This is a genomic window from Kouleothrix sp. 19917 (genome assembly GCF_057073505.1).
On sequence record NZ_CP097099.1, the window covers coordinates 5,087,312 to 5,109,120 of the forward strand.

Sequence of the window (21,809 nt, forward strand, 5' to 3'; positions counted from 1 at the left end):
GATCATTCGATGATACACTAGCGGCCAAGCTGGCCGGCTGCGCATAAATGGAAAGTATCGATGACCAACACGAAATCCATGCTGGGGCTGCTGAACCGCCGCAAAATGCTCACCGAGCGCCAGGAAGCCCTGCTCGAGCAGGAACGGGCCGCGCTCGCCGGTTTGCGGGCGGCACTCACCCGCTTTGGTGCCGATGTCGCGCCCGGCGACAGCCGCACCCTCGACGATACCATCACCCACCTCGATGAGCTGTTTCTGCTGGTGATTGCGGGCGAGTTCAACTCGGGCAAATCGAGCTTTATCAACGCGCTGCTGGGCGACAAAGTCGTGACCGAGGGCGTCACGCCCACCACCGACCGCATTACCCTGCTGCGCTACGCAGCCGAGCCCGCCGAGCAGAATATCGAAGAATTCCTGATGGAGCGCGGCTTCCCGGCCGATGTGCTCAAGCGCCTCACGATTGTTGATACGCCCGGCACCAACGCGATCATCCGCCGCCACGAGGAGCTGACGCGCGAGTTCATCCCGCGCTCCGACCTGGTGCTGTTTGTGACCTCGGCCGACCGCCCGTTTACCGAAAGCGAGCGCGCCTTTCTGTCGGCGATTCAGGAGTGGGGCAAGAAGATTGTGATCGTGCTGAACAAGGCCGATCTGCTGGAACCCCACGAGATCGAGCAGGTGGAAACCTTTATTCGCGAAAATGCCCGCGACCTGCTCGGCTTCACGCCCGAGATTTTCCCCGTTTCGGCGCGGCTGGCCCAGCGCGCGCGCGCCGGCGCGGGCGACGAGGTCTGGCAGGCCAGCCGCTTCGACGCAATCGAGCGCTACATCCTCGAAACGCTGGATGAAGAGCAGCGCGTGCGCCTGAAGCTGCTTTCGCCGCTGGGCGTTGCGCGCCACCTGAACGACAAATACCTGGCCGTGGTCGAAGATCGGCTGGCGACCCTGCAAGACGATTTCAGCACGCTCGACAATATCGAGCGCCAGCTCGACCTGTTCCAGGGCGACCTGAGCGAAGATTTCAAATATCACCTGACCGAAGTGCAGAACGTGCTGAACGAGTTCGAGCTGCGCGGCAACGAGTTCTTCGACGAGACAATCCGTCTGGGCAATATCTTCCGCCTGATGCGCAGCCAGGAATTGCGCGACGACTTCGAGAAGTATGTCGTGGCCGACGTTCCGCGCCAGATCGAGGAAAAAGTCCACGGCCTGATCGATTGGATGATCGACAAAAACCTGCGCCTGTGGCAGTCGGTGATGGATTACCTGCGCCGCGAGCGTGTGCCGCACCACCAGGCCGGCCTGATCGGCGATATCGGCGGCTCATTCGATTACAATCGCAGCGCGCTGATCGACTCGGTGGCGCGCAAAGCCCAGCAGGTGGTCGCTTCCTACGACCGCGAGGCCGAGGCGCAAATGCTGATGGACGACGTGCGCGGCGCGATTGTGGCCACGGGCCTGACGGAAGCGGGCGCGGTGGGCCTGGGCGCGCTGCTGGTGGCGATCTTCCACACCGTCGCGCTCGATTTCACCGGGCTGCTGGCGGCGGGGCTGGTCGCTGGCGTGGGTTTGTTCATCCTGCCGGCCAAGCGTCGCCAGGTGAAAAAAGAATTCCGCGCCAAGCTGGCCGATATGCGCGCGCAGCTGATGGAGACAATGCGCCGCCAGTTCGACACCGAGCTTGAGCAGATGATGACGCGCATCCGCGAGGCGATTGGTCCGTACACGCGCTTTATTCGCTCGCAGCGCGAGCTGCTGGTTGAGGTGCAGCGCGAGCTTTCCGATGTCGATGTTGAACTTGGGCGCTTGAAAGCCGAGATCGGCTAAAGCACAGCCGGGGCGAAGGCGCACTTCGCCCCTTTTACAACTTACCCATCACCACCCCGGAGGTCGTATGCGTCACAGCGGCGTGATAACCCTGACCACCGATTTTGGCACCTCAGACAGCTATGTCGGCGCAATGAAAGGCGTGATCCTCAACCTTGCGCCAGCCGCCCGCCTGATCGACATTACCCACGAAATCAGCCCGCAGAACGTTCACCAGGCCGCCTACATCGTTCAAACCTTCTACCACTATTTCCCACCCGGCACCATTCACCTCGTAATCGTTGACCCAGGCGTCGGCAGTGCGCGGCGGGCAATCGCGCTTGGCACGCCTTCCTCGATCTTTGTTGCGCCCGACAATGGCGTGCTCACCTACGCCTGGCGCGACGCGCACGAGCGCTGGGGCGCCGATTCGTGCGTGGCGTACGAGCTGGCCGAATCGCGTTTCTGGCTGAATGAAGTGAGCCACACCTTTCACGGGCGCGACATTTTTGCGCCAGTGGTGGGCCACCTGGCCGCGGGCGTGCCACTCGACGCGCTTGGCCCGCGCCTGCCCGGCATCACCGCCGCCGAGCTTGAGCAGCCAGTGGCCGGCCGCAACGGCGGGCTGGTCGGGCGGATCATTCATGTCGACCATTTTGGCAACTGCATCACGAATATTACCTCGCAGCAGCTCGAAGCCGCCGGCCTGGGCCAGCGGCTGGTAGTACACATTATCGATCAGCAGATTGCGGGCCTGCAGCGCACCTTCAACGATGTGCCGGTCGGCGCGCTGATGGCGCTGCTTGGCAGCAGCAACCGGCTGGAGCTGGCGGTGCGCAATGGCAGCGCCGCGCAAACCCTGGGCGTGGGCCTGGGCGACACGGTGCGCGTTTATGCGCTTGGCGCAACCGTGTGAGCGCGGCGGCTGGCGTGCCACTCGGCGGCCTGCACCACCACGATCGAAAACACCAGCCAGATCGCACCCGCGATAAAGCCACCCAGCACGTCGGTGGGGTAGTGCACATTGAAGTAGATGCGCGAAATGCCGATGCACAGAATCAGCAGCGCCGCCGCAATACCTACCGCCACGCGCGAAACAGGATGCTCCAGCAGCTTGATAGCAATGTAGGCCAGCATGCCATAGCAGGCCATTGAACCCATAGAATGGCCGCTTGGAAAGCTATAGCTCGTCAGATGAAACGGGCCATCGAACAGCGACGGGCGCACGCGCTGGAAGATTTCTTTCAGCAGCTGGTTGAGCAAGCCCGCGCCGCCGCCCGCCAGCAGCAGGCCAGCCGCGTCGATCCAGCGCCCGCGCGCCCACAGCGCAATGCCCACAAACAGCAGCAGTGGAATGAGCACCGCCGGGTCGCCCAGCATGGTAAATACAAGCATAAGCTGGTTCAGGCCCGGGCTCCAGTAGCCGTGAAAGAATGTGAGCACGCCATCATCGAAGGCCACAAAACGGTCGCCCAACACGCCCTTCGCCAGCCAGCCAAAACCAATCGTCGCCAGGCCACAGAAAATAATTGCCGCGATCACATACGCAATGATCCGGCCCATTGGGAGGAGCTGCGGGGCCTGTGTGGCCTTGCCCGGCTGGGGTGGCACTCGCGCCTCCAGCATATTGCCTTGTTCTTTCATTATTCGTACCTGTTTGCGTTAAAATGCGCCTCTATAGCAGAACATATGCCAGCACCATGCCGCATTTATACACATGGTAACTGCTGAATTCTGTCACCCGAATACTGCGTTATAATCGGGCATTCCGTATAGCAAGAAGAGGATGGCTATGCCTGAGGTCATCACCAGCATCGGCGAAATCCTGATCGATTTCCTGCCGATCATCGAGAATGGCGCAACGGTGGGCTTTCGCATGCACGTTGGCGGCTCGCCCTACAACGTGGCAATGGGTGTGGCGCGGCTTGGCCAGCCAGTGGCGTTTGCCGGCACGATCGCCACCGATTTCTTTGGGCGCTCGATGCGCGAGCATGTCGAGCGCGAGGGCATCGACACGCGCTTTTTGCTGAATGTCGATGCGCAGACGACCCTGGCGTTTGTGGCCTATGAGCATGGCGAACCGGCCTACTCGTTTTATGGCGACAACGCAGCCGACACGGTGCTGAAGGTGGGCGACCTGCCAGCGGCGCTGTTCGACGACACGCGCATTTTCCACTTCGGCTCGATCAGCCTGCTGCGTGGCAGCACGCCCGCCGCGATCGAGGATGCCGCCGGCCGGCTGAAGGGCCGCGCGCTGCTCTCGTTCGACCCGAACCTGCGGCCGGGCCTGATCCGCGATGAAGCCGGCTACCGCGCGCTGCTCGAACGCCTTTTCCACCAGGCCGATCTGGTGAAGATCAGCCAGGCCGACCTGGGCTGGCTGATGCCGGGCGCGTCGGTGGAAGAAGCGGCCGCCGCCCTGCGCGACTACGGCCCCGCGCTGGTGGTGGTGACGCGCGGCGGCGATGGCGCGCTGGCCGTGCGGGCAAACGACCCGCAGCCGCTGACCACGCCGGGCATGCGGGTGAATGTGGTCGACACGGTTGGCGCGGGCGATTCGTTTAATGGCGGGCTGCTCGCGGCGCTCTACGAGCGCGGGGTGAACTCACGGGCGGCGCTCGAGGCGCTCAGCAGCGACGAGCTGGTGCAGTGCATGCGCTTTGCAGCGACGGTGGCTGGCATCACATGCTCGCGCGCAGGCGCCGACCCGCCCACCCGCGCCGAGGTGATGGCGATGCTGTAGCAGTATTCGGAAGCCAGGAGTCAGGATTCAGCAAGTCTTCGGCTTTCTAAAGCTGTATTTTGCAGCCAACGACATCAACAATTCGAAACCACTACGAGCTTTCGATAGGGCTCACTGGTACAGAGAGAGCCGAGCCGTTTTCTTTGTATACGTTTTCCGCGCTATGCGCGGAAAACGTATACAAAAATAATCGTAAGCTCCTTGCTGCCGCACGCAGAATTGCGCCTGGCGCAACACCCGCTTACGTCTGCACGCGCCACCAGTCGCACTCGTTGCGGTTGGCCTGCGCCATGGTGCTGGTGAGGCCCTGCAGCTCTTTGCAGCGCGATTCGAGACGGAACACGCAGTTATTGCAGCAGTGCACCGCCGCATGGCACTGCCAGCAGTAGGTCGCCACGCTATACAGCGACGCGCCGCACTGGTAGCACGCCAGCTGCTCGACATCGTCGGCGGGGCGCGGCGGGGGCGGCACCCACTCGCCGCCGGGACTGGGCGGCGCGGGCGAAACCACCGTCGGGCCGGCGTTGGCCTGCAAATGCGCAAGGCCTTCCTGCGCGGCGCGGTTGTTCGGGTTGATCGCCAGCACATTCTCCAGCGCGACCTGCTGGTCGGTTGGGTCGTCGACCGCGCCGCTGAGCCAGAGCCAGGCCTGCTCGTTCTGCTCATCGCGCTCGATCACCTGCATCAGCAAGCCCTGGGCATCGGCGCGGCGGCCTTCGCGCACGGCCAGCGCGCCTTCGTAGAGCAGTTGGGCTAGATCATCGCTCATGCTTCCTCCCGAGCAAGAACCAAGAAACCGAGAACCAAGAAACCGAGAACCATATGAGGGTTTTGGGTCTGGGGTTTTGGGATTGGGCCAACGACCCGCAACCTTCAAACATTCAAACCTGCGAACTTGCAACTCGCAACCTGCAACCCTTACGCCAGAACGTTGCGCGCTATTGCAATCAGATCATGTTCCTGTGCGGGCAGCACGGTGCGCACATCCAGCAGCAGCCGGTCGCCGGCAATGCGGCCAACCACAGGCGGCGAGCCAGCGCGCAGCGCGCGGGCCAGCGCGTCGGGCGGGCCGGGCAGCGCCACCGCAAAGCTCGGCAGTGTGTCGCCGGGCAGCGAGCCGCCGCCGACCGCGCTGGCGCAGGGCAGAATTTCCGCGCCACCACCAATCGCCGCCGCCAGGCGCTCGGCGCGGGCGCGGAGCTGCTCGGGCGCGGCAGCAATCATGCGCCAGACCGGGATTTCGTCGGAGGCGCGCCCGCGCAGGTATGAAAGTAAGGTCGCTTCCAGCCCCGCCAGCGTGGTTTTGTCGACGCGCAGCGCGCGGGCCAGCGGGTGCGCCCGCAAGCGAGCCACCAGCGCGGCGCGCCCAACGATCAGACCAGCCTGCGGCCCGCCCAGCAGCTTGTCGCCGCTGAAGGTCACAAGATCGGCGCCAGCGGCCACGCTTTCGGGCACGGTTGGCTCGGCGCGCAGGCCGTAGGGCGCGGTTGGCAGCAGCGTGCCGCTCCCCAGGTCGTCGAGCACGGCCACGCCGCGCGCGCGCGCCACGTCGGCCATCTCGGCCAGCGGCGTTTCGTGCACAAAACCTTCCAGCCGGAAATTGCTGGTGTGAATGCGCATCAGCAGCGCGGTGCGCTCGGTGATGGCGTCGGCATAGTCGCGGGCGTAGGTGCGGTTGGTGGTGCCAACCTCCACCAGCGCCGCGCCGCTCTGGCGCAGCACATCGGGGATGCGAAAACCGCCGCCGATCTCGACCGCCTGCCCACGCGAGACGATCACCTCGCGCCCGGCAGCCAGCGCGCTCAGCGCAAGGTAGATCGCGGCGGCGTTGTTGTTAACCGCCAGCGCGGCCTCGGCCCCGGTGAGCCGGCACAGCAGCGCGGCCAGGTGCTGGTAGCGCGATCCGCGCGCGCCCGCGCCGAGATCGTACTCAAGGTTCGAGTAGCCCGCGCCCACGGCATGCATGGCGGCTAGCGCGGCATCGCTGAGCGGCGCGCGCCCGAGGTTGGTTTGAATGATCACGCCGCTGGCGTTGATGACGGGCAGGAGGCTGGGTTGCACGCTCTGGCGGGCGCGCGCCGCAGCAGCCTCGGCCAGCACAGCCGGCTCGGGCGCGGGCGCGCCGGCTGCGATCTGCGCGCGCGCCTCGGCCAGCGCCCCACGCGCCGCGTCGACGACCAGCTCGGGCGGCAGGGCGTCGCCATTCAGGCGGGCGCGCGCGGCCTGGGCCAGGGCATCGACGGCGGGCAGCTTGCGAAAGGATGCGGACACTCGGCGCTCCACTCGTGCGGCGGATCTGCGCGCTATTGTACCATTATTGGGCGCGCGGCGCGGGCAGGGCCTGCGAAGGGCGTATTGCTATACGCCCAGACTAAGGGCCGAAGAACGGAACCACGAAGGCACGAAGACACCAAGGGCGAGAAGAACTGCAGAACCAAGAACCGTAACCACCAAGACACCAAGACACCAAGGGCCGAAGAACGGAACCACGAAGGCACGAAGACACGAAGGGCGAGAAGAACCGCAGAACCGCAGAACCAAGACTATAACCACCAAGACACCAAGACACCAAGGGCCGAAGAACGGAACCACGAAGGCACGAAGACACCAAGGGCGAGAAGAACCGAGAACCGCAGAACCAAGACTATAACCACCAAGACACGAAGGGCGAGAAGAACCGCAGAACCGCAGAACCAAGAACCACCAAGACACCAAGACACCAAGGGCTGAAGAACGGAACCACGAAGGCATGAAGACACGAAGGGCGAGAAGAACCGAGAACCGAGAACTGATGACCGTAACCACGAAGGCACGAAGACACGAAGGGCGAGAAGAACCGAGAACCGATTGGGAACGATCGGCAGCGCAGCAACGTCCATACTCTACTGTTATTGATTCATAAAGACGCGCGCCAGCAGCCCAACGCCCACCTGGGATTGCAACAGGCCATTCTGGCGCGACCGGCTCGGGTGCCTGCCGGGCATGCACTACCCACGCCGCACTGGCGAAAGGAGTTCGTATGAACAAACGCAGGGTTTCTCTTCTTGCGGGCCTGGCGATGATGGCCGTGCTGCTGACAAGCGTTTTCATGCGCCCAACCGCGTCGGCAAATCCTGATGTGCAGGCTGAAAATTCCTTCAGCCAGATGACGGCAGTGCCGTCGAGCACGCCCGAACCGGCAAGTACCTCAACCGCCACCGCGACGCCCTTCCCCACCAACACCTCGACGCCGATACCCACAAACACGCCGAGCGCGACCGAAACGCCGATACCCACCAGCACGCCGCCTGCCACGCCCATCCCGACGATCCCGCCGGACACCGTGCCCACGCGCCATTTCTGGAGCTACAGCGTGCCGTTTGTGTGCGGCGCACAGCAAGCCAGCCCGGGCACAGAAGCGGTTGCGCCTGGCAACTACAGCACTGCAATTACGCTCCGCAACCCGTTCTATCGCGGCGAGCTGTGGGTGTATATCCAGCCCCTAGCGACGGCGCTCAATGGCGTGCCGCCCGCCGCACAGCCCTTTGTCGGGCCGCTGCTCCTGGGCAATGGCGCGGCAGCCGTCACCGATTGCGCGAGCCTGTGGATCATGCTGCACCCGGGCGGGCCGGTCCCTCAACCTATTCCGCTGACAATTGGCGAGGTGGCGATTGTCAGCGCGCGCAACATCGACGTGAGCAGCGTGGTGACGGCTGCGGCACCGGGCGGCGCGGCGGCGGTGCCGGCACTCAGCGCGCAGACGGTTGCGGGCAAGCGCGTGGGCATCCCGGCAAATGCCTTCCCCAATGGGCAGTACCCGCCCGACGATCAGTTTGTGGAAGACGACTGACGAAGGAATATTGAACCGCAAAGAGCGCAAAGGGCGCGAAGGCTTTGGGTTGAAGGTTGCAGGTTGCCGTAAGGGCAAAGCTTGTCTTTGCCCGGAGCGGCCTTATGTACAAGTTCACCACGGAGGCACGGAGACACGGAGTTAGGAAGGTTGGCGAGTTGAAGGTTGCAGGTTTGCATGTTTAGCGCACGCTGCTCCCTGGGCCCCTGAATCCTGACTCGCGCGCATCAGCGCAGCGTTTCGGTGAGGGTGGTGGGGTGAAAACCCTGCGCGGTCAGGCGGTCGAGCCAGCCGGGCAGCGCGGCGACAGTGGTAGCGCGGCCGTGCATCAGCAGAATGCCGCCGTTGGCCTCGTCAGGGTGCTGCGCGGCCCAGTCGATCCACCCGCCAATCGAGCCGTCGTCGGCGACCCAGTGGTAGGCAACAAAGCCATCGCGCCCAACGATGCTCAGCGTGTCAGCGGTGACATCGCCATAGGGAAAGCGGAAGTATGGGCGCGAGGTCACGCCCAGTGTATCCTGAAAGATCTGCTCGGTCTTGGCGATCTCGGATTCCGCACCGTCGAGGCCGATGCGCGCAAACGAGGGGTGCGTGAGCGAGTGGTTGCCAACCTCGTGGCCCTCGGCAATGATCGCGCGCGCGGCGTCGGGAAAGGCCATGACCCAGCGGCCAGTGAGGAAGAAGGTGCCGTGCAGGCCGCGCTCGCGCAGGATCGCCAGAATGTCGTAGAGCGTCTGCGCGTCGATCTCAATATCGAAGGTGAGCGCGACATTGCGCGCGGCCGGGTCGCCGCGCCGAATGACCTGCCCGCCCACACCAGCGTCGGCCACGCGATACACCGGGATGACCAGCGGGCGCTCGGCGCGCAGCGGCTCGTCGGCGGCCATGTGGTTGAGCGCGGCGATTGCGCCGGGGTCGCTGCCCATGCGCTCGGCCAGCGCGCCGAGGGTTTCGTCGGGCCGGGCGAGCGCTTCGGCATAGGCGATGGGCGGCGCAACGCTGGCGGGCGCTGGCTCGGCGGTTGGCGCGGCGGTTGGCGCGGGCGTTGGCTCGGCGGTTGGCAGCGGCGAAGGGCTGGGCTGCTCGGACAGTGCCAGCGCTGCGGTAGGCACAACCGACTGGGTGGTAAAGACAAAGGCCTGCGCGCCACGAAGCTGCGGCAAACCCAGCGCCAGCGCGCCTGCAACCAGTGCGCCCGCGCCACCGAGGGCTGCGCCGCGCCACCAGCGGCCAGCCGGCACACTCCACGCCTTCCCAAACGTAAAGAGCTGCGCGCTGCCGGGTGCCATGCGCAATTGCGGCATGCCCCAGCCGCGCCCATCGCCGGCTTCGGCCAGCGCGCACCGGCCGGCAGTAACCGCCAGATCGACAGGCTGGCCGGCGGCCAGCGCGGCATAGCACGTTGCCGCAAAAAGCGCCGAAAGGCGGGCCGGCAGCGCGCCGCCAAACGCGATTGCGGCGGGCAGGTGCGGCGTGAGCAGCGCTGCCGACACAATTGGCAGCGCGGCGTGAAGCGCCATGGCGTCGCCCTGTGGGCCAGCCAGCGTCACCAGCCGCAGCCGGGTCGCGTCGGCCAGCAAGCCCGCGAGGTCGAACAGATCGAGGCCGCGCCGCAGCAGCAAGCGCGGCGCTCCGCGCTCGGTGCGCGCCACGGGCGCGGCGCAGTGCAGCACATGCACGGGGCGGGCGGCCAGCGCGCGCTCAAGCGCGGCAGGTGTGGCGTCGCTCACCAGGCGCAGCTCGATTGCGCCCGCGCGCACCGGCTCGGCCAGGGCTTCCTGCAGGGCGGCGAGCTGCAATTCTTCGCCGGGCGCGGCCAGCGCCAGCACCTGCAGCGGGCCAGCCACGCGCAGCGGCGGCACGGGCGGCAGGCTGCGGCTCACGCGCGCCAGCGCATACTCGCCGCGCACGGCCGGCACCCACGGGCGCTCGCCGCCCACAGCAAGCCATTCCCACGGCAGCGCGGCCACTTCGGGCGGCGCGATCTGAAACTGAAGCTGCACGCGCATGCCATCGCGTGCGGCCTGGCGGGCCGTGCCAAGCAGCATGTCGCGCAGTGGCGGCGAGAACAGTGCGCGGCCCAGCGCCCGCCCAAGCGCGGCGGGATCGGTCAGGGGCTGCGTGCCGGCATGCGCCAGCCGCTCGGCAACGGGCGCGAGCGCGGGCGGCAGCACCAGCTCGGCGGTGCGCTCGGCCTGGCGCGCTATCATGCGCACCGGGTAGGCGTCGCCAAATGCGCGCGCGCCAATGTCGATGCGCAGCGGCAGGGTTTGCGGCGTTGTGCTGGGGTTTTGCTTCATTGCGCGCTATGATAGCACGAACAGCGCCACCTTTTCAAGCATAGCGTGTATTGAGAAGCAACGCCCAACCCCACCTGCGAACGGCGCGCAACTGCGACCGGCGATCGTACGTTATAATAAGCCCGCGCATGCACGGGCATTTTTTATCACAGGAGTCAGGATTCAGGATTCAGAAAACAGGAGCGCTTTCGCTTTGTAAAGCCTTCGCGAACGACAAGCCCTGCGCAATTGATCAGTGCGGCGCAGGTAATCGGGCGGCAGGCCTTTCCACACGCATCGCAACCGAGAAACGCAGCGCGCCGCGTATATTGGGCATACAGAACACAAACAACCATGAACGACACGCCACCCTGGGGCCGCTACGCCGAGCTGCGCCCCGACGACCTTGAATGGATTTTGGAAACCGCGCCGATTGCCTATGTGCCGTGGGGCGCGCTGGAATGGCACGGCGCGCACCTGCCCTTTGGCCTGGAAGGCATCACTGCCGAGGCGCTGGCCGAGCGCGTGGTGCGCCGCACCGGCGGGGTGCTGCTGCCGGCCACCTGGTGGTCGATCAGCGCGCTGCCGCACCGCTTTTCGCTTGCCCTGCCCAGCGAAGTGATTCAGTCGCTGTGGGACAGCATTTTTGCCGAGCTGGCGCGCGCCGGCTTCCGCATGGTGGTGCTGATCAGCGGGCACTACACGCAGGGCCACGAGCTGGTGCTGATGGATTCTGCCGAGCACGCAATTGCCGAGCACGGCATTCTGGTGCTGGCGGTGCCGCCGCTGGCGCTGGTGGACGAGGCGATGCTCGACCACGCCGGCCACTGGGAAACCGCGCTGATGCTGGCGCTGCGCCCCAAGCTGGCCGACCTGAGCCAGCTCGACGATGCGCCGCTCGACCCGGCGACCAGCGCGGTGCTGGGCGACGACCCGCGCCGCGCCACGGCCGGCCACGGCGAGTCGGCGCTGAAGCTGGCGACCGAGCGGCTGGCGGTGGGCGTGCAATCGCTGATGCAGCACGGCGGGCCTTCGGTGCTGCGCGAGCTGTATGCGCGCCGCCGCGCCCACTATCAGCAGTTTGTCGAGCGCTATTTTCGCGGCTCGTGGGACGACGCACTGGCGGCGTGGTGGGAGGAACAGAGCAAGCTATGAGTTTTCGCTTTGCAATCCCTTCCAAGGGCAGCCTCTACGACGACACGCTCGGTTTTTTCGAAAGCTGCGGCCTGAAGATCACCCGCCCGAACCCGCGCCGCTACACCGCCGGCATTCGCGCCCTGCCCGATGTCGAGGTGCTGCTGCACCGCGCGCCCGACATCATTGAGAAGGTCGCGGCGGGCGAGATCGACATGGGCGTGAGCGGGCTGGATCTGGTAGAGGAAATGCGCGGCGACCGCGACGACCTGCTGGTGCTGTACGACGACCTGGGCTTTGGCGGGGCCGAGCTGGTGGTGGCCGTGCCAGAAGCGTGGATCGACGTCAGCTCGTGGCACGACCTGGCCGACCTGGCGGTGGAGCTGCACGCCGAAGGCCGCCCGCTGCGCATCGCCACCAAATATCCCGCGCTGGTGCGGCGCTTCTGCTACGCCAATGGCATCACCTACTTCCGCCTGGTCGACTCGCAGGGTTCGACCGAGGCCGCGCCGGGACTGGGCTACGCGGACATGGTGGCCGATATTACCTCGACCGGGACGACGCTGCGCGACAACCAGCTCAAAATCGTGGGCGGCTCGCTGCTGCGCTCGCAGGCGTGTTTGGTAGGCAGCCGCCGCAGCCTGCGCGACAACCCGGCGCGGCTCAATATCGTTCGCACCGTGCTGGAGCTGGTGGAAGCGCGCCGACGCGGACGCAACTACGTGCAGGTAACTGCCAACATCGCGGGCGAATCGGCCGAGGACGTTGGGCGGCGGGTGGCGTCGCGGCCCGAGTTTGCGGGCATGCAAGGTCCCACGGTCGCGCCGGTGTACTCAGGCGGCGCGGGCTGGTTCACCGTCACGCTGTTCGTGCCGCAATCGCGCGTGATGGCGCTGGTCGATCACCTGCGGGCATTGGGCGGCGGCGCGCTGGCGGTTGTGCCCGCGCAATATGTCTTCGACGGGCAGTGCGAAGCCTACCAGCGGCTGCTGGCCGCGATAAATGAGCGGTAAGCGCGAATCTTTCAAGCAAGAACGTTAGAAATAGTTACCACCAAGGCACGAAGTACTCTGGAAAGAAAGTTCTTTTCTACAACGGGCAAGCTTCCAGGAAGCTTATCTGAGTATCAGGTTGAAACAAAACTAGCCTGAGCTTCCTGGAAGCTGAGTGCAAGGAAATTTATTTTCCAGAGTACGAAGGCACCAAGATTTCTAGCATACTAAAGCCCTTGGTGTCTTGGTGTCTTGGTGGTTATTTGAAAGATATTTGTGCCAGGTTTTGGAGAAACAGCAATGAAACTTGCCGAAGCGCTGATGCTGCGCGCCGACTACCAGAAGCGCGCCGAACAGCTCAAGCAGCGCCTGAACCAGAACGCCAAGGTGCAGGAAGGCGACACGCCGGCCGAAAATCCCGCCGACCTGCTGGCCGAGCTTGAGCGCATTGTAGGCGACCTGACTGTGCTGATTCAGCGCATCAACCGCACCAACTCATCCACCACGCTCGAAGGCGCGCAAACCCTGGCCGACGCGCTGGCCGAGCGCGATATGCTTCAGCTCAGGCTGGGCGCGTATCGCGAGCTGGCACAGGCCGCCTCGATCACACAGACGCGCGCCACCCGCTCGGAAGTGAAATTCCACAGCACGGTGAATGTTGGCGAGGTGCAGCAGGGCGCCGACCGGCTGGCGAAAGCCTACCGCGAGCTGGATGCGCGCATTCAGGCCGCCAACTGGCTGACGGAGGTGCTGGAATAGGTGCGATGGTAGCCGCAGAACGCCAGGCGAGCACAACCCGCCAACGGGGTACGTTGGGCTTGGAGGCGCGGGGCGCGCTACTCGGATTCGAAACCCGAACCGTACATCGTATGCCCAGCACTGTCACAAGCGTACCGCGTATTGTCACTGTTACTCCCATGTGCTGATGGCGCGCTGCGGCGAGGGTGGGAACGGGGTTGCACCTATATTCGAGAGCAAACGGTTGGGCCACAGAGAACACCGAGGGCACCGAGTTTTTGACTATCGCCCTCAGTGGCCTCTGTGCCCTCCGTGGCCCAATATTCCTGCGTTTACTTGAGGCTGAGCGGCTCGCCATACACGGCTGCGTATTCGCTCGCCAGCAGCGCCGGGCTCAGGCCGGGAAAGGCCAGATCGCGCGTGGTGACGCACAGGCCGCTGGCGATGGTGCCGAGGCGCAGGCACTGCCGCACCCCCAGGCCCTGCGCGTGGCCGTAGAGCATCCCCACAAAGAAGCTGTCGCCCGCGCCATTCGCATCCACCGGGGCGTATTTCGGAATGATCGGCGTTTCGATCCACTCGCCCGCCGCCGTCAGCGCCGTCGAGCCGTGCGCACCGTGCGTGCACACCACGAGCTGCTTGCCCTGCGCAATCATCCGCGCCATGAAATCGCGGTAGCCCGGCAATGCGTCCGAGCTGAGCATCAGGAAATCCGCCGCCGCAATGAAATCGTCGTAGTAGGAGTTTGCGCCGTCGTAGTCGTGCAGGTCGCACCAGATCGCCTTGCCGGCGGCCTGAATGTCGGGAATGAGCTGGCGGCAGTAGTTGCTGATATTCAGCAGCACATAGTCGCTGCCCGGCACGAGTGCCGCCAGCCGCGCGCGATCAAACGCTGGCTCGAACGTGCCCGGCACGATGAAGATCGACACGCGCTGGCCGGCGGCGTCCATCAGGTTGACGTGGCGCTGCGTGCCGCTCGGGTCGATGTCGGTGAGAAAGCGCACGCCGGCTGCTTCGAGGTAATTCGCCACCCAGCGACCATTCGCGTCGTCGCCAACGGGCGCGTGCAGGGTGGTGTCGAAGCCGAGCTTGCACAGGTTGAGCGCCTTGCCCGCGCCCGTCGAGCCAATCGTCTCGTGGAAGCCGCGGCTGAAGATGCTGTGCGGCACCGGCTCGGGCAGCGCGTCGAGGTAGACCATGATGTTGAACGAGACGCCGCCGATCACAAGCGCGCTTGGCATAGCTGGCCTCAGTCGTCAGGAGTCAGGATTCAGCAGTTTTGAGTTTTGAATGCTGAGTGTTGAATTAGCACTGGGCAGTTTGCAGGTTACAAGTTTACAGGTTTGAATGTTGAATGTTGCATTTGGGAACCTTCTAACCTGCAACCTTCAAACTTTCAAACCTGCAACTCTCGAACTCCGTGTCTCCGTGCCTCCGTGGTGAAATCATCCTTACACCGGTTGATGCAAGCGCAGCGCCGCGTAGACGGCCAGGTTCGCGGGTGTGGGCACGCCAGCCGCCTGGCCCAGGCGCACCGCTGCGCCGTTCAGCGCCTCGATCTCCAGCCGCGCGCCGCGCTCAAGGTCGCGCTGCATCGACGACTTGGTGTCGAACGAAAAACGCTCGGCGGTAGCCATGCCAGCCGCCACCGGGTCGGCGGCGAACTGCACACCCTCGGCCTCGCCCACGGCGCGCACCTCGGTCATTAGCTGCTCCAGCAGCGCCCGCCCGGCCGGGTCGGCCAGCAGCGCGCCCAGCGAGCGGCGTGCCAGCGCGGTGCCGCCGCCCATCGCGCAGATAAAGGCGAACTTGCTCCACAGCGCGCCCAGGATGTTTTCGCTGGCAGTGGTATCGACGCCCGCGCCGGCAAAGGCGGCGGCAAAGACCTGCACACGCGGCGTCAGGCGGCTGTTCAGCTCGCCCAGCACGATCCGCCGCACCGGCGCGCTCTGCACAATCACGCCCGGCTCGCGCACCGACACCTCGGAGTAGACCATCCCGGCCAGCGCAGTTTGCTCGCCATAGGCCGCGCCCACCTGCCCGGGCGCCTCGACGCCATTCTGGAGCGTCAGCACGCTTGTGCCCGGCCCAACCAGCGGGCGCATCTGCTCGATTGCCGCGTCGAGGTCGTAAGTTTTTACGCACAGCAGCACCAGCTCAACCGGCCCAATGTCGGACGGGTCGTCGGTGGCGTCGGCGGGCGCGACCACAAAGCCGCCATCGGGCGTCTCGACGCGCAGGCCGCGCGCGCGGATGGCTCGCAGGTGCGCGCCGCGCGCCACAAAGCTCACATCGTGGCCGGCCTGCGCCAGCAACCCGCCGAAGTAGCCGCCCACGCCGCCCGTGCCAACAACCGCGATTTTCATCGGTTGTGCTCCATATACAAACACTTCTACGCAGTTCAAAAATGCCTGTAAAAAAAGCGATCAGCTTCGTTTACCATGTAGCAGTCTTATTTCCTATTGTAGCAGCAATTCTCATTTCGCCACGTATATGCGCTCCATGCCTGCAAGCGGCACACCACGAGCGGCAAGTTTGAAGCAAAGGGGGCTTTGTAATGCAACGCATTCACCTACTTTTCCTGTTCTTCTTGCTCGTACTGTTCGTGCCGCCAGCAAATGCAGATGCATTTTCCTCAAAAGAATTTCATGGCCGCAAAGCCAGCAGTAGAATCGTACCCTCTGCCGCCCCATCTTCGCCAGCAATAGCTCCGCATGGCAAAACTGCTGCAGCCGTTGCCAGACAAACGAATCTGTCGATCGCTACGATTCAGGGCACGCCGTTCCAAATCAAGAGCTACAGCGATGGCAGCGTGGCGGTACATCGCAATGGTGTTCAACAATTCTACGGGCAGAATGCCAGCGGAGTTTATCTTTGGGCTGGGGGCAGAGCCTGGGGCCCGTCTGTACCAGCCAACCGTTCGCTACCATTCGGGTACACCGAACTCGGTGTCACAGGGCCAAGCGGAAATGGAACAGCAGAATCACCGTGGGTTCTTCGCTGCATGCTCATGGTGCCAGATTCGCAACTACAGATCGAGCAGCAAATTTCTTATATCAATGGCACCGATTATATTGCTTACGAATGGCTTGTGCAGAATAATGGCACAGAAAGCCAGGAATATACACTTTTTCATGCTGCCGATCTGTTCTTAAATGGCGACGATCGTGGTACCGGCTACTACAACCCCGAAACTGGCTCGATCGGCGGCCGAAACCGCGCGCAGGACCAATTCGAACTGTTTGTGCCAGCCACACCGGCGAGCGCGTATCAGGAAAGTGACTACAACAGCATCTGGCAGGCAATCTCCAATGCTAACCTACCCGGCTCTGGATTCAACAACACAACAGTTGCAAGCTATATTGATAATGGCGCGGGCCTTGAGTGGCGTGGGCGCACACTGTTTCCTGGCGAAACCCACTCCATTCGCGATTATGTCAGCTTTTCCGATCAGCCGCTCAACCCAGTGCTAACCGCCGATCCTGTGCAGTCGAAGCTGGAGGTGGTACCATCCGATGTGCTTGCCGATGGTCGCGCCAGTGCCAAAATAACAGTCACGCTGCTCGACAGCCAGGGCCGCCCGGTTCCAGGCAAACAGATCGAACTACGCTCTGATCGCGCCAGCGATCGGGTAACTCAGCCAGGCATACCCTCTGATGCAAGCGGACAGGCCGTTGGGTATATTCGTTCGGCCACAGCAGGCGTAGCGACCATTACCGCGAATGATCTTTCTGACGATCTTACCCTTACCAGTCAGGCCCTTATGAACTTCGTCGACCCGCCAACAAGCGATTTCGCTACGGCTGTGCGAGAGTTTACCCAATCGGGGCAAGATGATATTGCCCAGGCCGCTGCTCATAATAACAACGTTGCCGAAGTTGGCCGGTATTTCTCAGGCGAGCTTACCGCCGATGTAGCCAGTGCTATTACTGACTTGATTTTAGATAGTGTGTCGCTTGGAGAAGCGTTAGGTGGCCTGAATGCATCGCTTGCCAGCACTGGCCTGCGCCATATAGGAACACCTGGTTACAAAGCCGCACTGCATGCTTCATGGGGCGGCTATACCACTGACAGCGCTGCCCAGCGCCACTTCTATAAACCATTGTATGATGTATTTCATAATAATCGCGTGCTGACCGGCCCAGTTATCGACAAAATGCTCGATGCAGGCAAAGAATTTGTAATAGAAGATATTCAGAAGGACTTGATTAACGAAGGAGCTGTAGATCTCGCGGGCCTGACAGCGCGAGAAATATTCTTCCATTTACTTACGAAAACGAATGACCCTTTTGCATACTACAAGAGCAGCCTAGAAGCGCTGGCGGCTTCTTACGATGACGAACTGGCATTACCACGCGACGACGTACTAGCAGCTTTGCCGGGCCTGGCGCTTCTGCCTGAAGAAGAGGCTATGTACCGTGCCGACATGAAAGCGCGCAAAGATGCCAACCTTATGCTTGCAGAACGCATTGCTGGTGAAACATCGTATCTGCAAGCCGCGCGGGACGAAAGTGAGCGGCTCGACAACGACTTCTGCCATAAATGGTGTCCGTTCCTGATCAAAAATGTTGCCATTGGCACTGCCACCCTGATTTGGGATGGGCCAGGTTACTATATTGCCAATGCGCTTGGCGAAGGTGCCGAGTTTGTTTGGAGTCGCTGGGAGGATGCAAAAGCAATTAGCCAGGACTACCGAATGATACTTGACAGCCTGGCATACTTGAATGGTGCCGAAGCATCGCTAACACTCCAGCGTATCAACCAGAATACAATGAACGGCTTGTACCTGGTCAAAACACGCGATATCGCAGTGATACCGCAGGTTTCACTTGGCCCGCCGACTCAGTACAGCGTGGGCGAGTGTCGCAGCTGGCTGGGAAGTAAGTTTGTGGAAGACTCTGCGTATACAACCCTCGATCTGTTCAACAGCACAAGCGAAGCCGTGACAATCGAGGCCTGGGCTACGTATCAGCATAAGCCCGGGTGGTTCAGCAGCCCGGTGCCACAGTATCGCGAAGCGCCCGGTGTTACGCTGACGCCCGAAGAAGGTGGCACCCTGCGCTTCGATTACCGTCATGGCGCTGAAGGAGATGCGCCAATCGATCCATCACCTGTTTCAATCACTGTCATCGGTTCAACGTCTACTGGCACATATCTGGTTGGTACGCTCGACGCTCAGTACGCGCACCCCCAGCGTATTGATTCTGCCGGCAACCCGGTGAACTGCCTGATTGGCGCGCCACCGCACACCGCAGCCACAGCCGAGCAATCGGTGCCGACAGTGAGCTTCCCATTGCGATCCTGGATCAGCCAGGCTAGCGGCAGCGATGGACATGTATTGACAGCGTTTGCTGAAAACCCACTGACTACGGCGCTCGAGGCAACTATTGCGCAGACCATTCCTGATGGGATGGCCGTAGTTGATGCGGGGGGCGGAACCGTGGCTGACGGAAAGATTGAATGGTCGCAAACGCTCGGGCCAGGCCAGCCAGCTGTGTTTTCTGCTACGCTTCAGCCCACAGGCACACAAACAGGCGGAATGTTGCCGGGCGCGCAATTAACTTTTACCAACCCCGATACTGCCGAGGTAACGCAATTCAACACCCCCGACCGTCCACTGATTCCCTTGATTGTAGCCGACCTCGACGCTGCAATCCCCGATAGCGTTTCTGTCAGCGCGCCAATCGACATCCCAATACAGATTCACAATCGCCAGAGCACCACCTCGCTCAGTGGCACCCTGCAGCTCGAACTGCGTAATTCGGACGATACCCCGCTAGCGCGTACAAGCCAGTTTCTAACGATTGACCCTAGCGCCAGCGCCCAGATCACCCTGACACTTGACGCCCCAAGCACGCCAGATACGTATATGGTTATTGGTTCGCTTGAAGGCGTGCCTGGCATCGAGCGCTCATTTGCTAGTTTCGTACGTGTGGAAGAGCCCCCACCTCCGCCGCCAGCACCCGCAATCACCTTTGTGTCACACCGCGACGGCAACGACGAGATCTACCGCATGAGCCCCGATGGCAGTAATCAGCAGCGCCTTACCAGTACTTCCAGCACCGAAGGCTGGCCAGGTATGTCGGCTGACACAGCGAAAATAACGTTCTGGTCGGCGCGCGATGGCAATCAGGAAATTTATGTAATGGACGCTGATGGCAGCAATCAGCGCCGGCTTACTTTCAATAACTCAATCGACGAAGCCCCCGCATGGTCGCCGGATGGCCAGCAGATTGCGTTTATGTCCACGCGCGATGGAAATAACGAAATTTATGTGATGAACGCCGACGGCAGCAATCAGCACCGGCTCACCTTCAATAACATCGACGATAATGCGCCGGTATGGTCGCCAGACAGCCAGTTAATCGCCTTTCGTTCGCGGCGCGACGGTAACGACGAAATTTATGTGATGAACGCCGACGGCAGCAGCCAGCGCCGCATCACCTTTAACAGCGCAGACGATCGCGCAGCCGCCTGGTCGCCAGATGGGCAGTCGATTGCGTTTCACTCACGGCGTGATGGCAATTGGGAAATTTACACGGTGAACGCTGACGGCAGCAACCCGCGCCGCCTGACTACCAGCGCAAATACCGACCAAACGCCATCGTGGTCGCCAGATGGCAGCCAGATTGCGTTTATGTCTACACGCAATGGCAACCAGGATATTTATGTCATGAATGCCGACGGAAGTAATGTGCAGCGCCTGACGTTCAACAGCGCCGACGACCATTCGCCTGGATGGTGGTCGCGCTAATGCCTTCTGGTGCAGTGGCAGGTGTGCCAGCAAGACATTCAATTTACGATCTGCTATAAAGCGGGCGGTACATCGAGCACAGTTATTCGCCGCTCGGCGCGGCTGGCCATGTCGCGCCACACGAGCTCGCCACGCGCCTGCTCTTCGGGGCCGACCTGCACCAGCGCCACCACGCCGCGCCGCGCGCCATCGCGCTGGTTGCTGGCGGCGCTGCGCCCACGCACATCGACCAAGGCCGCATAGCCGCGCGCCCGCAGCTCGCGCGCCACCTGGAGCGCGTAGGCATAGCTCGCGTCGTCGGCGGCAGCCACCAGCACCTCGGGCGCGCGCGGCGGCGGCGCGAACTGCGCGGCGGCCACCACGCGCTCCAGCCCGTAGGCGAAGCCAACCGCTGGCGTGGCCTGCCGCCCGCCCAGCGCCGTCACAAGGTCGTCGTAGCGCCCGCCGCCGCACAGTTGCAGCTCATCGTCATCATAAATTTCGAAGATCACGCCGGTGTAGTAGTGCAGGCCGCGCCCCAGCCCGAAATCGATCAGCAGGCGCTCGGCTGGCAGATCGTGCGCGGCGGTGGTTTCCACAATTGCGCGCAGCTCGTCGAGCAGGGATTCGGGCAGCTCGTACTCGCGCAGCAGCGCCGCCGCCTGCGGAAATGCCTCGGCCGGCGCGCCGCGAATCGCGCACAGCCGCTCCAGCAGCGCCAGCGCCCGCTCGACCTGCGCCTGCGGGTCGGCGCGGCGCAGCTTGCGCACCAGCCGCCCAACAATCGCCTCAGGCGCGCGCGTGCCAAATTCGAGATTCACACCAATCGCGCCAAGCGAGCCGAGCAGCAGCGCCTCGGCCTGCGCATCGCTCATGCCATCAAGCAGCGCCGCGTCAAACGGCAGCGGGCTTTGCGCGGCATCAAGCCGTTCGCGCACCGCCGCCACACCGCGCTCGCGCATGCGCTCCAGGCTCCACGCCAGAATGCCCTGCGTGCGTTCGGCCAGGCCCAGCCGGCGCAGCACCTGCCGCACCAGCCCAATGTGCCCGACTCGCACGCGATAATTCGCCACGCCCACGGCATCCAGCCCGGCACAGGCCAGCGCAAGGCACTCGGCGTCGGCGCGCGGGGCCGGCCCGCCAATCAGCTCCACACCCACCTGCATGAACTGGCGGTAGGTGCCACGCTGCGGGCGCTCGTTGCGAAACACCGGCCCGGCGTAGCGCAGGCGCAGCGGCAGCGGCAGCCCCTGCATGCGGCCCACGTAGGCCCGCAGCACCGAGGCCGTCCACTCCGGGCGCAGCGCCAGGTCGCGCCCGTTGAAGTTCCACTCGTACACCTTGCCCACCAGCTCCTCGCCGAGCTTGCGGCCATACAAGTCGCGCTGCTCGATGATCGGCAGCTCAATCGGCTGGTAGCCATACGCGGCCAGCGTGCCTTCAAGCCGCGCCGACACGGCCTGCTGCGCGGCCAGATCGCCCGGCAGCACGTCGCGCATCCCGCGCACCGCGTCGATGGTTGTGGTTGTGCTCATGTCGCTATCTTGCTGAACGG

At 63.4% G+C, this 21,809-nt stretch carries 15 protein-coding genes; 8 read left to right on the top strand and 7 right to left on the bottom strand.

Annotation, left to right across the window (positions count from 1 at the left end; all coding sequences use genetic code 11):
* The first annotated feature begins 60 nt into the window (after window positions 1–60).
* On the top strand, window positions 61–1,827 hold the full coding sequence (locus tag M1P90_RS20595) for a dynamin family protein (protein WP_483697170.1): 1,767 nt from the start codon (window positions 61–63) through the stop codon (window positions 1,825–1,827).
* A 67-nt stretch (window positions 1,828–1,894) separates the two neighbouring features.
* Window positions 1,895–2,722 (top strand): SAM hydrolase/SAM-dependent halogenase family protein, encoded by an 828-nt coding sequence (locus M1P90_RS20600; protein ID WP_483697171.1) that lies wholly within the window; start codon window positions 1,895–1,897, stop codon window positions 2,720–2,722.
* On the opposite strand, the gene M1P90_RS20605 is transcribed toward M1P90_RS20600, so the two are convergent.
* Window positions 2,698–3,450, bottom strand: a complete 753-nt coding sequence (locus tag M1P90_RS20605) for a phosphatase PAP2 family protein (protein WP_483697172.1) — start codon at window positions 3,448–3,450, stop codon at window positions 2,698–2,700. The two genes, M1P90_RS20600 and M1P90_RS20605, sit on opposite strands and share 25 nt — an antisense overlap.
* A 148-nt stretch (window positions 3,451–3,598) precedes the next feature.
* On the opposite strand from M1P90_RS20605, the gene M1P90_RS20610 reads away from it, so the two are divergent.
* Window positions 3,599–4,549 (top strand): carbohydrate kinase family protein, encoded by a 951-nt coding sequence (locus M1P90_RS20610; protein WP_483697173.1) that lies wholly within the window; start codon window positions 3,599–3,601, stop codon window positions 4,547–4,549.
* Window positions 4,550–4,790: 241 nt separating this feature from the next.
* On the opposite strand, the gene M1P90_RS20615 is transcribed toward M1P90_RS20610, so the two are convergent.
* Window positions 4,791–5,318 carry a tetratricopeptide repeat protein gene (locus tag M1P90_RS20615; RefSeq protein WP_483697174.1) on the bottom strand — a complete coding sequence of 176 codons (528 nt, stop codon included), beginning with the start codon at window positions 5,316–5,318 and terminating at the stop codon, window positions 4,791–4,793.
* A gap of 149 nt (window positions 5,319–5,467) precedes the next feature.
* Entirely contained in the window at window positions 5,468–6,820 is a 1,353-nt protein-coding gene (gene selA, locus M1P90_RS20620; RefSeq protein WP_483697175.1) for an L-seryl-tRNA(Sec) selenium transferase, read from the bottom strand.
* 748 nt (window positions 6,821–7,568) lie between these two features.
* Here selA and M1P90_RS20625 point away from each other — a divergent pair.
* Window positions 7,569–8,378 (top strand): hypothetical protein, encoded by an 810-nt coding sequence (locus M1P90_RS20625; protein ID WP_483697176.1) that lies wholly within the window; start codon window positions 7,569–7,571, stop codon window positions 8,376–8,378.
* 227 nt (window positions 8,379–8,605) lie between these two features.
* On the opposite strand, the gene M1P90_RS20630 is transcribed toward M1P90_RS20625, so the two are convergent.
* Entirely contained in the window at window positions 8,606–10,678 is a 2,073-nt protein-coding gene (locus tag M1P90_RS20630) for a polysaccharide deacetylase family protein (RefSeq protein WP_483697177.1), read from the bottom strand.
* A 333-nt stretch (window positions 10,679–11,011) separates the two neighbouring features.
* On the opposite strand from M1P90_RS20630, the gene M1P90_RS20635 reads away from it, so the two are divergent.
* The 3 genes from M1P90_RS20635 (at window position 11,012) to M1P90_RS20645 (ending at window position 13,542) form a co-directional block, all read left to right on the top strand.
* On the top strand, window positions 11,012–11,812 hold the full coding sequence (locus M1P90_RS20635) for a creatininase family protein (RefSeq protein ID WP_483697178.1): 801 nt from the start codon (window positions 11,012–11,014) through the stop codon (window positions 11,810–11,812).
* Complete coding sequence (gene hisG / locus M1P90_RS20640; protein ID WP_483697179.1) at window positions 11,809–12,804, top strand: ATP phosphoribosyltransferase; 996 nt, start codon at window positions 11,809–11,811, stop codon at window positions 12,802–12,804. The genes M1P90_RS20635 and hisG overlap by 4 nt, the downstream gene beginning before the upstream one ends.
* Window positions 12,805–13,083: 279 nt before the next feature.
* Window positions 13,084–13,542, top strand: coding sequence for a DIP1984 family protein (locus M1P90_RS20645; protein ID WP_483697180.1), 459 nt, complete (start codon window positions 13,084–13,086; stop codon window positions 13,540–13,542).
* A 311-nt stretch (window positions 13,543–13,853) separates the two neighbouring features.
* On the opposite strand, the gene M1P90_RS20650 is transcribed toward M1P90_RS20645, so the two are convergent.
* Together M1P90_RS20650 and M1P90_RS20655 are read right to left on the bottom strand one after the other, a co-directional pair.
* Window positions 13,854–14,762: a carbohydrate kinase family protein gene (locus tag M1P90_RS20650; protein ID WP_483697181.1), complete on the bottom strand. Its 909-nt coding sequence runs from the start codon at window positions 14,760–14,762 to the stop codon at window positions 13,854–13,856.
* A 210-nt stretch (window positions 14,763–14,972) separates the two neighbouring features.
* A complete protein-coding gene (locus M1P90_RS20655) occupies window positions 14,973–15,887 on the bottom strand; it encodes a 2-dehydropantoate 2-reductase (RefSeq protein WP_483697182.1) in 915 nt (304 codons plus the stop codon).
* A 191-nt stretch (window positions 15,888–16,078) separates the two neighbouring features.
* On the opposite strand from M1P90_RS20655, the gene M1P90_RS20660 reads away from it, so the two are divergent.
* On the top strand, window positions 16,079–20,275 hold the full coding sequence (locus tag M1P90_RS20660) for a DUF5050 domain-containing protein (RefSeq protein WP_483697183.1): 4,197 nt from the start codon (window positions 16,079–16,081) through the stop codon (window positions 20,273–20,275).
* A 53-nt stretch (window positions 20,276–20,328) separates the two neighbouring features.
* On the opposite strand, the gene hisZ is transcribed toward M1P90_RS20660, so the two are convergent.
* A complete protein-coding gene (gene hisZ, locus M1P90_RS20665; RefSeq protein ID WP_483697184.1) occupies window positions 20,329–21,789 on the bottom strand; it encodes an ATP phosphoribosyltransferase regulatory subunit in 1,461 nt (486 codons plus the stop codon).
* Window positions 21,790–21,809: the final 20 nt, after the last annotated feature.

Excerpts from the sequence above, each read along its gene's own strand:
- M1P90_RS20625 (WP_483697176.1), top strand. The coding sequence starts at position 7,569 with ATGAACAAACGCAGGGTTTCTCTTCTTGCGGGCCTGGCGATGATGGCC.
- M1P90_RS20650 (WP_483697181.1), bottom strand. The coding sequence starts at position 14,762 with ATGCCAAGCGCGCTTGTGATCGGCGGCGTCTCGTTCAACATCATGGTC.
- M1P90_RS20595 (WP_483697170.1), top strand. The coding sequence starts at position 61 with ATGACCAACACGAAATCCATGCTGGGGCTGCTGAACCGCCGCAAAATG.
- M1P90_RS20655 (WP_483697182.1), bottom strand. The coding sequence starts at position 15,887 with ATGAAAATCGCGGTTGTTGGCACGGGCGGCGTGGGCGGCTACTTCGGC.
- M1P90_RS20660 (WP_483697183.1), top strand. The coding sequence starts at position 16,079 with ATGCAACGCATTCACCTACTTTTCCTGTTCTTCTTGCTCGTACTGTTC.
- M1P90_RS20605 (WP_483697172.1), bottom strand. The coding sequence starts at position 3,450 with ATGAAAGAACAAGGCAATATGCTGGAGGCGCGAGTGCCACCCCAGCCG.
- M1P90_RS20610 (WP_483697173.1), top strand. The coding sequence starts at position 3,599 with ATGCCTGAGGTCATCACCAGCATCGGCGAAATCCTGATCGATTTCCTG.
- M1P90_RS20645 (WP_483697180.1), top strand. The coding sequence starts at position 13,084 with ATGAAACTTGCCGAAGCGCTGATGCTGCGCGCCGACTACCAGAAGCGC.
- M1P90_RS20615 (WP_483697174.1), bottom strand. The coding sequence starts at position 5,318 with ATGAGCGATGATCTAGCCCAACTGCTCTACGAAGGCGCGCTGGCCGTG.
- M1P90_RS20635 (WP_483697178.1), top strand. The coding sequence starts at position 11,012 with ATGAACGACACGCCACCCTGGGGCCGCTACGCCGAGCTGCGCCCCGAC.
- hisZ (WP_483697184.1), bottom strand. The coding sequence starts at position 21,789 with ATGAGCACAACCACAACCATCGACGCGGTGCGCGGGATGCGCGACGTG.
- M1P90_RS20630 (WP_483697177.1), bottom strand. The coding sequence starts at position 10,678 with ATGAAGCAAAACCCCAGCACAACGCCGCAAACCCTGCCGCTGCGCATC.
- M1P90_RS20600 (WP_483697171.1), top strand. The coding sequence starts at position 1,895 with ATGCGTCACAGCGGCGTGATAACCCTGACCACCGATTTTGGCACCTCA.
- hisG (WP_483697179.1), top strand. The coding sequence starts at position 11,809 with ATGAGTTTTCGCTTTGCAATCCCTTCCAAGGGCAGCCTCTACGACGAC.